This window comes from Exiguobacterium sp. BRG2 (assembly GCF_031844245.1).
In the GTDB taxonomy this organism is placed as follows: domain Bacteria; phylum Bacillota; class Bacilli; order Exiguobacteriales; family Exiguobacteriaceae; genus Exiguobacterium_A.
In genome coordinates, this window is sequence record NZ_JAUZUW010000002.1 from 280,053 (window position 1) to 292,091 (window position 12,039).

The 12,039-nt window shown below is 43.2% G+C and carries 13 protein-coding genes and 1 tRNA gene; 6 read left to right on the forward strand and 8 right to left on the reverse strand.

Annotation, left to right across the window (positions count from 1 at the left end):
• Positions 1–1,518, forward strand: coding sequence for a diguanylate cyclase (locus tag Q9R23_RS04135; protein WP_311246449.1), 1,518 nt, complete (start codon positions 1–3; stop codon positions 1,516–1,518).
• A 47-nt stretch (positions 1,519–1,565) separates the two neighbouring features.
• On the opposite strand, the gene Q9R23_RS04140 is transcribed toward Q9R23_RS04135, so the two are convergent.
• Genes Q9R23_RS04140 through Q9R23_RS04150 form a run of 3 tightly spaced genes read right to left on the reverse strand, consistent with a single transcriptional unit; the run spans position 1,566 to position 3,508 of the window.
• Complete coding sequence (locus Q9R23_RS04140; protein ID WP_214854330.1) at positions 1,566–2,048, reverse strand: dihydrofolate reductase; 483 nt, start codon at positions 2,046–2,048, stop codon at positions 1,566–1,568.
• Positions 2,045–2,839, reverse strand: coding sequence for a thymidylate synthase (locus Q9R23_RS04145; RefSeq protein WP_311246450.1), 795 nt, complete (start codon positions 2,837–2,839; stop codon positions 2,045–2,047). Before Q9R23_RS04145 ends, Q9R23_RS04140 begins: the two co-directional genes overlap by 4 nt.
• Positions 2,840–2,890: 51 nt before the next feature.
• Positions 2,891–3,508, reverse strand: a complete 618-nt coding sequence (locus Q9R23_RS04150) for a hypothetical protein (RefSeq protein WP_311246451.1) — start codon at positions 3,506–3,508, stop codon at positions 2,891–2,893.
• Positions 3,509–3,732: 224 nt separating this feature from the next.
• Between Q9R23_RS04150 and Q9R23_RS04155 the strand changes: the two genes are divergently transcribed.
• Complete coding sequence (locus Q9R23_RS04155; RefSeq protein WP_311246452.1) at positions 3,733–5,403, forward strand: glycoside hydrolase family 13 protein; 1,671 nt, start codon at positions 3,733–3,735, stop codon at positions 5,401–5,403.
• Between the two features lie 52 nt (positions 5,404–5,455).
• On the opposite strand, the gene Q9R23_RS04160 is transcribed toward Q9R23_RS04155, so the two are convergent.
• The 3 genes from Q9R23_RS04160 to Q9R23_RS04170 all read right to left on the reverse strand — a co-directional run bounded on the left by Q9R23_RS04160 (position 5,456) and on the right by Q9R23_RS04170 (position 7,193).
• Entirely contained in the window at positions 5,456–5,827 is a 372-nt protein-coding gene (locus Q9R23_RS04160; RefSeq protein WP_035407335.1) for a PilZ domain-containing protein, read from the reverse strand.
• 57 nt (positions 5,828–5,884) lie between these two features.
• Positions 5,885–6,583 (reverse strand): queuosine precursor transporter, encoded by a 699-nt coding sequence (locus Q9R23_RS04165; RefSeq protein ID WP_311246453.1) that lies wholly within the window; start codon positions 6,581–6,583, stop codon positions 5,885–5,887.
• A 127-nt stretch (positions 6,584–6,710) separates the two neighbouring features.
• Complete coding sequence (locus tag Q9R23_RS04170) at positions 6,711–7,193, reverse strand: GNAT family N-acetyltransferase (protein WP_311246454.1); 483 nt, start codon at positions 7,191–7,193, stop codon at positions 6,711–6,713.
• Between the two features lie 202 nt (positions 7,194–7,395).
• Between Q9R23_RS04170 and Q9R23_RS04175 the strand changes: the two genes are divergently transcribed.
• Entirely contained in the window at positions 7,396–7,710 is a 315-nt protein-coding gene (locus Q9R23_RS04175) for a hypothetical protein (RefSeq protein WP_023468579.1), read from the forward strand.
• A gap of 40 nt (positions 7,711–7,750) precedes the next feature.
• Positions 7,751–8,542: a class I SAM-dependent methyltransferase gene (locus tag Q9R23_RS04180; RefSeq protein WP_311246455.1), complete on the forward strand. Its 792-nt coding sequence runs from the start codon at positions 7,751–7,753 to the stop codon at positions 8,540–8,542.
• A 56-nt stretch (positions 8,543–8,598) separates the two neighbouring features.
• Here Q9R23_RS04180 and putP read toward each other — a convergent pair whose 3' ends face one another.
• Both putP and Q9R23_RS04190 read right to left on the reverse strand, forming a co-directional pair.
• Positions 8,599–10,071 carry a sodium/proline symporter PutP gene (putP, locus tag Q9R23_RS04185; RefSeq protein WP_311246456.1) on the reverse strand — a complete coding sequence of 491 codons (1,473 nt, stop codon included), beginning with the start codon at positions 10,069–10,071 and terminating at the stop codon, positions 8,599–8,601.
• A gap of 261 nt (positions 10,072–10,332) precedes the next feature.
• On the reverse strand, positions 10,333–11,508 hold the full coding sequence (locus tag Q9R23_RS04190) for a MalY/PatB family protein (protein ID WP_311246457.1): 1,176 nt from the start codon (positions 11,506–11,508) through the stop codon (positions 10,333–10,335).
• A gap of 156 nt (positions 11,509–11,664) precedes the next feature.
• On the opposite strand from Q9R23_RS04190, the gene Q9R23_RS04195 reads away from it, so the two are divergent.
• Positions 11,665–11,862 carry a hypothetical protein gene (locus tag Q9R23_RS04195; RefSeq protein ID WP_035407347.1) on the forward strand — a complete coding sequence of 66 codons (198 nt, stop codon included), beginning with the start codon at positions 11,665–11,667 and terminating at the stop codon, positions 11,860–11,862.
• Positions 11,863–11,947: 85 nt separating this feature from the next.
• Positions 11,948–12,018 (forward strand) — tRNA-Thr (locus Q9R23_RS04200).
• The last annotated feature ends 21 nt before the right edge of the window (positions 12,019–12,039 follow it).

Here is a 12,039-nt window from a genome sequence, read left to right on the forward strand (position 1 = left end):
ATGGAGCAAAATCGAAAGCGGGCAGAAAAACAATTACAGCAAACGATCAATATGGTAGAGACATTACTTCGGATGCCGGCTGTACCACGATCAGAATTGCTTGCATTGGCGAGCTGGATGGAAGGACTCGGCAGAGAGGAACTCTTTAAGGGACTCGCCGATCAAGTAAGCCATGAAAAAATTACTTGGGAACGAGTAGACGTTGTCATTGATCAGTCAAGCGTCAAAGAATTATTGCAACCTATCGTCGATCAGTTATCAGAGCGCTCACGTGCTAACCGGGTCCGAAAGGAATTAGTCGTCACTGTGACAAAACGTTTTCTTGAGAATATCAAATGGAAAAAGTCACTGGAACAAGCGCGCTATATGTCACGTTTTTTTAGCTCGGTAGAAGATACCTTATCAATGTCACACGACATTAGGATGGACGCCGTCATCATCGATTATGCATGTATCACTGATTCAGTGGAAGTGTTCAAAAAGCTCATGAAGCAGATGGAATCCGCATTCGTTCCGATCATCATCGTCGGTCCGAGCCAATCAGAAGTCCGACAAAGTAGTTATGAGATGGGGGCCGATGATTATTGGGATGAAACTGTGAGGAATGAAGAACGTCATGTCCGCCTTGCGCGACTTTTACGAAAACTGAGAGTGGTATCGTCAACAATTTTGGTCGATGAATTGACAGGGGCTTATAATCGGAAATACCTTCAGAATGCATTTGATCGTCGCACAGCACGTTTAGAACGTGAACAACGAACATTTGGATTAGCGATTTTTGATCTTGATCACTTCAAACGAATCAATGACTTACATGGACATCCGACAGGAGACTTAGTCCTATCCGAACTAGCGACCGTCGTTCAACAAGCGGCTCGTCTCGACGATGAGTTCATTCGTTTCGGTGGTGAGGAATTCATTTTACTGTTTTCAGCAGAAACATTGCCTCAAGCAATCGCTAATATGAATAAAATACGTGAACGTATCGAACGACATGTTTTTGCGAATGGATTAAAAATTACTGTTTCGATTGGTCTATCCTTTTCATTTGATATACATACGACGCTTGCTCAAGCGACGGCGGAGGCAGATGAAGCGTTATATCAAGCAAAACGTAATGGACGTAACCAAGTCCTTTCCTATTCTACGGCAATATCGATTGAAAAATTATCGGTGTCTATCCGTGTCGAGGAAAGATTGCTTAAACAAGTCCGTCAGTTGGATCTACCCGATCATCCCAAATACCACTTCGAAGTGGTTCCATTAGACGATCGGCAGACAACACAACTACAACTGGCGATTCTTTCGCTTGATCAATTAGCGATCGAGAACTTTCTGCGACTAGAAGAATGGAGAAAACAACGAGATTCAATCATTGATGTTTTGGTCGTGACGGAACAAGAAGATGATCGTCTTGCAGAAGCCTTATCTCGAGGGGCTACCGATTATGTGATGGTAACTCATGTAGATCAAGAAGTGGAAGAATGGATCACAGAGTGGATTATGCAAATACCGTAAAAAAAACCAGCCTTTTCCTTCCGCTATTCGGATGGAAGAGGCTGGTTTTATAATGATCGATCATATTGACGAATGACAAAGGAGTAATCATTTCCTTCTACTGCATCATAATGCGTTTCAGACGTGATTTGAAAAGTAGACGGGATCTCGGGATAATAGACATCTCCCTCAAGCGTCGCATCAATTTCTGTTACATAGATGCGCCGTACGAGAGGAAGCGTTTGAACGAATAATTCCCCTCCACCAATCAAAAAGACTTCTTCCTCTGAATCAACATATGGGTGTAAGGTAGATAAATCATGCCAAATTGTCACACCATCTACTACATAATTTTGATCACGCGTGATGACGATGTTCTCTCGACCAGGTAACGGGCGTCCAATTGATTCGAACGTCTTTCTCCCCATGATGATCGGTTTACCAAGCGTCGTACGCTTAAAGTGTGCTAAATCAGATGGAAGGTGCCACGGCATGGCATTATCGCGTCCGATGACATGATTTTTCGTGTACGCTACGATGTGTGTAATCATACAGCTACTACACCTTTAATATGCGGATCAGGATCATATCCTTCGATGATGATATCTTCGAAGCGGAAGTCTTCAATACGATCGACAGTTCGAGCGAAGCGCAGCGTCGGTAATTTTTTAGGGGTACGTGTCAACTGAAGATTGACTTGTTCCACATGGTTCGAATAGATGTGGGCATCTCCGAGCGTATGGACGAAGTCACCGACTTCGAGTCCACACACATGAGCAACCATGTGTGTCAGTAAGGCATAGGATGCAATATTAAACGGTACGCCTAAAAAGACGTCGGCAGAGCGTTGATACAGCTGACAGGACAGTTTTCCGTCAGCGACATAAAATTGGAACAAGAGATGACATGGAGGTAACGCCATCTCATCGACTTGTCCAGGATTCCAAGCGCTGACGATCAAACGACGGGAATCCGGATTCGTCTTGATTTGTTCGATGACTTGTGCGAGTTGATCGACCGTTGTTCCGTCAGGACGTGGAAAAGAACGCCATTGTGCCCCATACACAGGTCCTAAATCCCCATTCTCATCTGCCCATTCGTTCCAAATGCGCACTCCGTTTTCCTGCAAGTAACGAATATTCGTATCACCCGAAATAAACCAGATCAACTCATGGATGATCGACTTCATATGTAGCTTTTTCGTCGTGATAAGCGGAAAGCCATCTTGAAGGGAGAAGCGCATTTGGTGACCAAACACGCTCAGCGTTCCCGTTCCTGTCCGGTCTTCCTTTTTTGTTCCGTGTTCCAAAATGTGTTCGCAAAGTGCATGATATTGTTCCATCGGATGACAGCTCCTTTTAAAAAAATCCAATTCCCATTGTACCATAAACCATCACGATTTTGAGGAAGCTGGCAGATGTCTTGTGAACAGATAGCGGAATAGACCAAAAAGAGGAATGCCGTCTTGCCATTGCAATGATTGTTTATTTCGAAGACGAATGCGTCGTAATAAATAAATCTGAAGAATATAAAACAGTAATAAATCGACTGTCATCGTTCGAACGAATTGATTCGTCTCGAAATAAATACGGAAAATATTCCAATCGGAACGTGCGAGGGCAAGCCAAAGCAATAATGTCGTCACGACACTCAGTAAAGCGACGACAGTTGGAATCCAACCTCGACGCTGAAACGGTAAAAAGGTTTTCCTTGGAATAGCGAGTGCGACATAGGGCATTAAAACGAATGCACCTAAGAAGAACGACCCTATGCTCGCAACGAGCGGTCCTGGTCGCATGAATCGTTTTTCATCTAAAAATAATAAAAAGAAAGCAAATGGATAAATGCCAAGTAAAGCAAACAAACTTAATGCGGAAGTATCAAATTGACTTTGGTCGAAACGTAAAAATGAAATTAAGAAACCTTCTGGAAAGACACGATTATTTCCAAATAACAAGATAAAGACAATGGCAATCGCCCAGACCAAGAAGAGCAAATACCGACGATACATTCGCCCACACTCCTTTCTCATACCGTTCTTTCCCATTATATTAGATGCGGTAAACACCCCTATTTCATATTCCATGATATCAAATAAGTAAAAGTTCTCACTTGAGCACCTCTTGTGGACATGTTAAGATGACGTTGTGAGAATTGAAAGCGCTTTTACAAATTAATGCAATCGTTTGCTCAATATGTAGCACCACAGGTACATAAAAGAGGAGAGTGTAGAAGATGGAACGTAAATGGTGGCATGATAGTGTCGTTTATCAAATTTACCCTCGTAGTTACAAGGATTCGAATGGAGATGGAATCGGTGACTTAAACGGAATCGTTGAAAAATTGGATTATCTGAAGACACTTGGCATCGACGTCATCTGGTTAAGTCCAGTCTATGATTCACCGAATGACGACAATGGATATGATATCCGAGATTATGAAGCCATCATGAAGGAATTTGGAACAATGGATGATTTTGATCGTCTTCTAGATGAAGCGCATGCACGAGATATCAAAATTGTCATGGATCTCGTCATCAATCATTCGTCGGATGAACATCGGTGGTTTGCGGAATCGCGTCAAAGCAAGGACAATCCGTATCGGGATTATTACATGTGGCGTTCAGCAAATCCAGACGGTTCATTACCGAACAACTGGGGTTCGATTTTCTCTGGTCCTGCATGGGAATATGATGAGTCAACAAATGAGTATTACTTACATCTATTCTCGAAAAAACAGCCTGACTTGAATTGGGAAAATGAACAGATGCGTCAAGAGGTTTATGGGATGATCCGTCGTTGGTTGGATCGAGGAATCGATGGTTTCCGGATGGATGTCATCAACTTGATTTCAAAGACACCTGGATTACCCGATGCGACGGTCCATCCAGGAGCATTGTATGGAGATGGTGGAGAACACTATATCAATGGACCGCGTGTCCATGAATTTCTACATGAGATGAACGAAGCATCGTTTGGAAAGTACGATGTTTTGACAGTCGGTGAGATGCCGGGAGCAACAACAGATGATGCCATTCTTTACACGGATCCGGCGCGTAAAGAGGTCAACATGGTCTTTACGTTCGAACATATGGATCTTGATTCAGGTCCGAACGGAAAATGGGATGTCATTCCGTTTGATTTGCTTAAACTCAAGCAAAATTTCACCAAATGGCAAACAGCGTTGCATGAAACAGGCTGGAACTCCCTCTATTGGAACAACCACGATCAACCTCGAGTCGTCAGTCGATTTGGTAATGATACGACGTATCGCGTCGAGTCAGCTAAAATGCTCGCTACGCTCTTACACCTTCTAAAAGGAACGCCATATATCTATCAAGGCGAAGAAATCGGAATGACGAATGTCGCGTTTGAAGACATTACGGACTATGAAGATATCGAAATTCGGAACATGTGGAAAGAACGTACGGAACAAGGAGCATCACCAGCGGAACTACTACGCTCCATCCATATCAAAGGACGCGACAACGCGCGGACACCGATGCAGTGGGATGCATCTGAAAATGCTGGTTTCTCGACTGGAACACCATGGTTGAAGGTCAATCCGAATTATCCAGACATCAATGTGGAACAGGCACTTGCCGATGAACAGTCCATCTTCTATTACTACCAGCAATTGATTCGACTACGACATGATCATGAACTCGTCGTATACGGTCGCTATGAACTCTTACTTGAAGATCATCCGGAAGTCTACGCGTATTCGCGGACGCTTGAAGGAGAAACGTGGTATATCTATTGTTCGTTTGCAGATCATGACATTCATGTACCGATTTCTCACGCGACAACAGATCGCGTGATTGGTAACTACGCTGACATCAATACATCGGATGGCTTGACATTACGGCCATATGAATCTGTCGTTTTCCGAACGTTTGACGCTTAAATTTTCTGATTAAAAAATGGCATTGCCCTTACAAATGTAGGGCGATGCCATTTTAGTCTTTATGAAGTGACCGTTCTAATTGCACGATCTGTTTCACTTGTGAAATAATTTTTTCGCGATCAGTTATTGTCGAATTAAGATGGATACCGTACAACCGTTCAGGACCAGAAGGCTTCTCATGCAATAAAAATCCATCTATGCAGAGCGGCTCGTGCCCTTCGATTAACGAGAACTCAACAACGATTTTCATTGATTTTTGAAGAGGCAGTTTTAATGCAGTAGTGATTGCGATTCCATTTGGTGAGATATTATGAATCTTCATCAAGCCTTTTGGTGTCCGTTGCTCATTTTTTAGCAAATAAAACTCGCCCGTTACGGGTGTTTTCAATGTATATCGAAACGGTTCATTACGTTTAATCTTCATCTAGGCACCTCCGTTCCTATTATCCGACAATTTGCAAAACTCTTCTAGTCTTTTTTATCAGGCTGCAGCATCTGTTGATCGTTTCGTCGGATGGATGCGCTTTGCTAAATACATGAATGGTGTCGCGAACCAGGCGACGACGAATTTTGCGAGATATGTCGTAATGAAGATTTGCCACCAAATAGAGAATGGCATATCGTGAAAGGCGATCGCACAAAATGTCAACGTATCGAGTAGTTGGCTTAATACAGTTGATCCCGTCGTCCGTAACCAAAGTTTTCGTTCGCCTGTCTTTTGACGAATCTTCGAATAAATGAAGACATCAAACAATTGCGACACGAGATAAGCGGCAAGACTACCGACAGCAATCCATGGCAGGAGTCCGAATAGTAGATGTAAAGAATCAGATGTTTCGAGTGCTACTTTATCGGCGAGTGGGGTATACAAGAGACTGAATTGCATGAGGACGGTCGTCGTGATCAAGGAAAAGAAACCCATATAGACACCTTTTCGAGCGACCTGTTTGCCATATTTCTCATTGAGAATATCCGTCGCTAAATAACAACTGCCATAAACGACATTTCCTAACGTGAAGACGAAACCAAAAATATCGACGGTTTGTGTGACTTGAATGTTTGCAATGATTGTTGCGATGGCAATCCACATCAACAATCCGGTCTTTCCAAATAGATAATAACTGAAAATCAATAATCCCATCGTTAATAAAATGGAAGGGATCCATAACCATTCGTTCATGAGGTAGACTCCTTTCTGTTCATACAGATGAAAATTGTACGCTGAAATCGATCGCCTGTCAAAGGTGAGGTACACATGTGACCAATATAAAAAAAGACCATGAATCTCATGGTCTTTCAGATAGTGTTCAACCGAGTCGTTGTAAAGAATATCGACGTCGTCTCCCTTTGACGTAATATTTCTCAATCGACGTAAAGTCATTTGCTTCTAAAATACGTTTCGCGTAAAAAGCGTGTGGTGATTGATCGAGAACACGCGCGCGTACTTCATGACGATCTAGTACTCCCGAATGCTTTAATGCTTCGGCAACTGCTTGAGTAGCTATACCACGTCGTGTATAAGGATCAAACACCATAAAGTCGAGTTGAAAATAGTGACCCATTTTCAAAAGTAGAACCCGCCCGACGATCGTATCTGCTTCAACGATATCATAGTAGTAATCTTCAGGATAACTGTGCTCGACGGAATCAAAAGCTCGCTCTTCTCCAAGCTCATGGTCATACCCTTTGATTTCTTGCGGAGACAGCCCATATGCTTGCTCGCCATACTTCAAGAAATGGTCGTACTCAGCTTGATCGACATGACGTAATGCTCGACGTCTTAATTCCATCACAAAATCCTCCCTCATCCCAATTGATGCTACGTTTACATTATAGCGATACCCTCCTTGCAATTGCAAAAATTAACTGGAACCGATCCGCAGGAAAAAAAATTAAAAAATCATTTTGTAATCATCTTGTGATTGTTTTAATTACCTCGAAATATGGTAAAGTAATGATGTAGACAACTGCATACTGGAAGGGGCTGGAAACGTGTTCACAGAACGTGACGGAATCAAATTGCGTTTAGAGCAAATCGAACGATTGTATTCGGACTTGAATCGTGAAGCGAAACAATTGACGGAACGCTTACGCCAATTAGATGAACAAGGGGATGAAGTACAACATGATCTTTCTCTTAACAAAGAAGATCGTGATCATTTGAAGTCAAGCATCGATGAGACACTTCAAGCTCTCATGAAACGGACTACGGTCGATGCAAAAGTCGAACAGGAAAAGCAAGAAGACCTGATTTCGAAAAAAGCATTGATCGAAGATATTGAAGGATTATTGAAGAAAAAGAAATGAGCTAGCTGCGGCTGGCTTATTTTTTATGGGGGAAAGAAGTATGAAATTAACCATTGGACTGACGACGTGTCTTCGTCCGACTGACGTCGTGCATGATCGTGTGAAGCAGTTGTTAGCGGATGAGACGATACATTTCGTCTATATCGCGCGGCAAAAAAAAAGCATAGAACACCTGCAACAGGAGACGGGATTGTCGGTATTAGTCGTCGATAAGAAACGACTAGATTTATACCCACTAGGCGAAACGACATCGTTCTTTTTCCATCCTTCAAGTGCGGTCTTTCGCATCAAACAAATTGATTCAGGTGGAAGAGATCCTCTCGTTGTGATGGGACGCCTATCAAAAGGGATGCATGTGTTAGATTGTACACTCGGTTTAGGTGCAGATGCGATTGTCATGAGTCATGCTATTGGAGAGCAGGGACGGATCATCGGTCTAGAAAGCAAGACTGAGACAGCCTTTGTCGTCAAGGACGGATTAAAACGCTGGGAAGAATCTTACGAACCAATCAATCAGGCGATGCGACGAATCGAAGTGAAAGTCAGACATCATCTCGCATTTTTGAAAGAATGTCCGGATAATTGCTTTGATGTCATCTACTTTGACCCCATGTTTGAACAGACTGTTGAAGAATCGACACATCTAGACGCTTTACGAAAACTTGCGAATTATGAAGCCTTATCTGTTGAAGCGATGATTGAGGCGAAGCGTGTGGCACGTCAGCGCATCGTATTAAAAGCACATTATGAGAGCCCATTGTTTGAACGGTTTGGGTTCGAAAGAACAAAGCGTAAAACGTCGAAGTTGCATTATGGCGTGATTGAACTGTAGATCAAAAAAAGACCTCTGCAATTCATACGGCAGAGGTCTTACTCGTTATTCGCTGATTATTGAACAGCGTCTTTTAATTCGTCTTCCATCTCTTCAAACGTTTCCTGAACGGCACTGACCGGTTGTTTCGTCATCAAGCTGACAACGACCGTAAAGATCAAGCTTGTGAAGAATCCAGGTACCATTTCGTAAAGCGTCGTACTAAGTCCGAGTTGAACCCAGATGATGACAGTCAAGGCACCTGAGATGATACCAGCCAGTGCACCTTGTTTCGTCATCCGTTTCCAGTAGAGAGAAAGCAAGATGATCGGACCAAAGGCAGAACCGAATCCAGCCCAAGCGTAACCGACAAGTGCAAGAATCGTCGCTGACGGATTCCAAGCGAGTACACTTGCAACGATTGCTACGACAAGAACAGCAATTCGACCTGTTAAGACGAGTTGTTTATCCGTTGCATCCTTTTTCAAGAACGTTTTATAAAAATCTTCTGTCAACGCACTCGAAGTAACGAGCAACTGTGATGAAATCGTCGACATGATTGCTGCAAGAATCGCAGCCATCAAGAACCCAGTGATATAAGGGTGGAACAGTACGTCAGAGAAGCGGATAAAGACCGTTTCCGGGTCGCCAAGTCCATTCCCTTGACCTTCGAAATAGGCAATTCCGACGAGTCCTGTCATCATGGCACCAAGAATCGAGATGAACATCCATCCGATTCCGATACAACGGGCGCTTTTTAAATCCTTGACTGAGCGAATCGCCATGAAACGGACGATGATGTGTGGTTGACCAAAGTAACCAAGTCCCCAGGCAAGGAATCCGATGATTCCAAGAACTGTTGTTCCTTTAAGTGGATCAAATAACGAAGGGTCTAATTTTTCAGCGTAGTTGTATGCACCATCGACTCCGCCGACGTCTGTCAATGCGACGACAGGAACAAGCACGAGTGCGATGAACATGATACAGCCCTGGACGAAGTCGGTCCAACTAACTGCGAGAAAACCGCCGAATAAGGTGTAGGCGATTACGACCGCAATCGTCAAGAGCATACCATAGTGGTAATCAAATCCGAATGAGCTGACAAATAGTTTTCCGCCTGAAACGATTCCAGCTGATGTGTAGAACGTGAAGAAGATGATGATGACGAGTGCTGACACAGTACGAAGCACGCGTGATTTGTCTTCAAAGCGATTCTCTAAGAAATCAGGGATCGTAATTGAGTCGTTTGCCATTTCCGTATAGAGACGGAAACGTGGTGCGAGTACGATATAGTTTACGTAACATCCAATCAATAAACCAAGTGCGAGCCAAAGGGCTGATACACCTGTTGCATACATGGCGCCGGGAAGTCCCATGAGCATCCATCCACTCATATCCGATGCACCAGCAGATAGTGCTGTTACACCTGGACCGAGATCGCGTCCGCCTAACATGTAATCTTCTGTATTCGTCGTTCGCTTGTAGGCAAAATAACCGATTGCCAACATGAGAACAAGATACAGGATGATCGAAATCCATTCTTGCGTCATAAAGTTAAATCCTCCAAATGCAATAGTTTTTTCAGCGATCAAGCATGTATTGACTTGTTCGCCAAATGATATGTTCCCAACCTTACAGGGGATAAAACGACTTTGCAAGTCACTCCATTTTCAGGAAAAGTGCCGCTACGCCTAGTGCCTTAAGGGATTGGGACGGTTTTAGTCCCTATTAAAGTTCTTCTAATCAAAATATTCCGAATAATTCACTGCATTAAAAAATGACCCTAATGATTTAAGGTCATTCGAGTCAAATTAATTGCTCCAAAATCGTTCGTACGCAGCGCTTAAGCGGTCTAGAGCTTGATCGAGCTGTGCGCGAGGGCAACCGATATTTAAGCGTTCAAACGTTTCTCCATGGGAACCGAATGAAGAACCGTGTGTCAAAGCGAGTTTTGCTTCCTTAACTAGCCAATCGGCGCGCGTTTTGCTATCGAGATTAAGTGCTTTGAAATCAATCCACAACAAGAATGTAGATTCTGGAATGATGACATTTAATTTCGGCATTTCTTGACGAATACGACGGACGGCATGGTCACGATTGTCTTCCAAATAAACAAGGAGTTGCGCTAACCATTGCTCACTCGCATGATCTCCGTACGCCGCCGAAATAGCAGTTGAAGCCAATGCGTTTGGATGAACAAAATGACGTTGCTGGACACGCTCGATCCGTTGACGAATCGAAGTGTCTGGTACGACCAAATAAGACGCGTAAAGTCCAGGAATATTGAATGTTTTGGATGGTGCGCTGACCAAAATGATTTTTTCATAATCTAAGGCAAGAATTGGTGTGTGGACAGAACCCTTATAGACGAGATCCGCATGAATTTCATCGGATACAAGGTAGACATCGTGTTGTTTCGCGAGTGCTACGATGCGCTGTAATTCTTCTTTAGGAAAGACTTTTCCGCTTGGATTATGAGGACTACACAGAATCATCATCTGCGCAGTTTGCATTTGTTGTTCGAGAAGCGAGAAATTCGTCCGGTACGTCTCTTCTTCTAAAAGAAGTGGATTCTCAACGATCTGCCGTTGGTTAGACTGAATGATCTGATGAAATGGTGGATAGACAGGTGTCTGGATGATGATTGAATCACCAGGTTCAGTTAGCGCTAGGACTGTATGGGCAAGTCCTGGAACGACACCGTTCGAATAAAGAATGGAATCGGTAGTGATCGTTACGTCATATCGCTGCTGAAACCAATGCTGAATCGCTTGTTTTGCTTCCTCTTCAAACATCGAGTAACCGAAATGACCTGTAGCAGCACGTCTTGTCAACCGTTCTGTGAGATGATGCGGTGGACGGACATCCATGTCGGCGACCCACATCGGAATCAGCTCATCGGATCCATAGAGTGAATGAAGTCCGTCCCATTTGACGGATCCTGTATTTCGTTTCTCAATCGTTTCATCGAAATTAATCTGCTCCATCAGACTTCACTTCCTATTCTTTTTAAGTTAAACTGCTCCATTTCACCATAGCGGATAAAGAGAGGAAGGAGCAAGTCGGAAAATATAAGGTTTAACATTTATTCGATCAGGCAATTATTTAACTCGAACCTACCATAACAGAACGGAGTGATGATCATGTTACATTCTAAAGTAGTTGTCGGGCGAACGCCTGAAGAATTAGAAGAACGATTGAACGAATTTTTTGAGAACAACGGTGTTGGGTCAAACGCCATCATTACGTTGAAATTTTCAACATTCGTCGCGTCTAAAGCGGATGAACATTATTCGGTTTTAGTCGTCTATGATAATTCATTAACAAAAACGACACTGTAAAAAAGTAACAAGGAGTTGCGTGGAAATCACGTCGACTTCTTGTCTTGTCTTTTTTTATAAGTTATACTAGAAACAGATTTTACAAGCTTCCGTAGGTTAATGGCAGACCTCAGCAATGGTAATGCTGCAGTGCGAGTTCGATTCTCGCCGGAAGCATACATGCGTCTTTCGTCTCAA

Coding starts and splice junctions, on each gene's coding strand:
- Q9R23_RS04135 (WP_311246449.1), top strand. CDS start 1: ATGGAGCAAAATCGAAAGCGGGCAGAAAAACAATTACAGCAAACGATC.
- Q9R23_RS04140 (WP_214854330.1), bottom strand. CDS start 2,048: ATGATTACACACATCGTAGCGTACACGAAAAATCATGTCATCGGACGC.
- Q9R23_RS04145 (WP_311246450.1), bottom strand. CDS start 2,839: ATGGAACAATATCATGCACTTTGCGAACACATTTTGGAACACGGAACA.
- Q9R23_RS04150 (WP_311246451.1), bottom strand. CDS start 3,508: ATGTATCGTCGGTATTTGCTCTTCTTGGTCTGGGCGATTGCCATTGTC.
- Q9R23_RS04155 (WP_311246452.1), top strand. CDS start 3,733: ATGGAACGTAAATGGTGGCATGATAGTGTCGTTTATCAAATTTACCCT.
- Q9R23_RS04160 (WP_035407335.1), bottom strand. CDS start 5,827: ATGAAGATTAAACGTAATGAACCGTTTCGATATACATTGAAAACACCC.
- Q9R23_RS04165 (WP_311246453.1), bottom strand. CDS start 6,583: ATGAACGAATGGTTATGGATCCCTTCCATTTTATTAACGATGGGATTA.
- Q9R23_RS04170 (WP_311246454.1), bottom strand. CDS start 7,193: ATGGAATTAAGACGTCGAGCATTACGTCATGTCGATCAAGCTGAGTAC.
- Q9R23_RS04180 (WP_311246455.1), top strand. CDS start 7,751: ATGAAATTAACCATTGGACTGACGACGTGTCTTCGTCCGACTGACGTC.
- putP (WP_311246456.1), bottom strand. CDS start 10,071: ATGACGCAAGAATGGATTTCGATCATCCTGTATCTTGTTCTCATGTTG.
- Q9R23_RS04190 (WP_311246457.1), bottom strand. CDS start 11,508: ATGGAGCAGATTAATTTCGATGAAACGATTGAGAAACGAAATACAGGA.
- Q9R23_RS04195 (WP_035407347.1), top strand. CDS start 11,665: ATGTTACATTCTAAAGTAGTTGTCGGGCGAACGCCTGAAGAATTAGAA.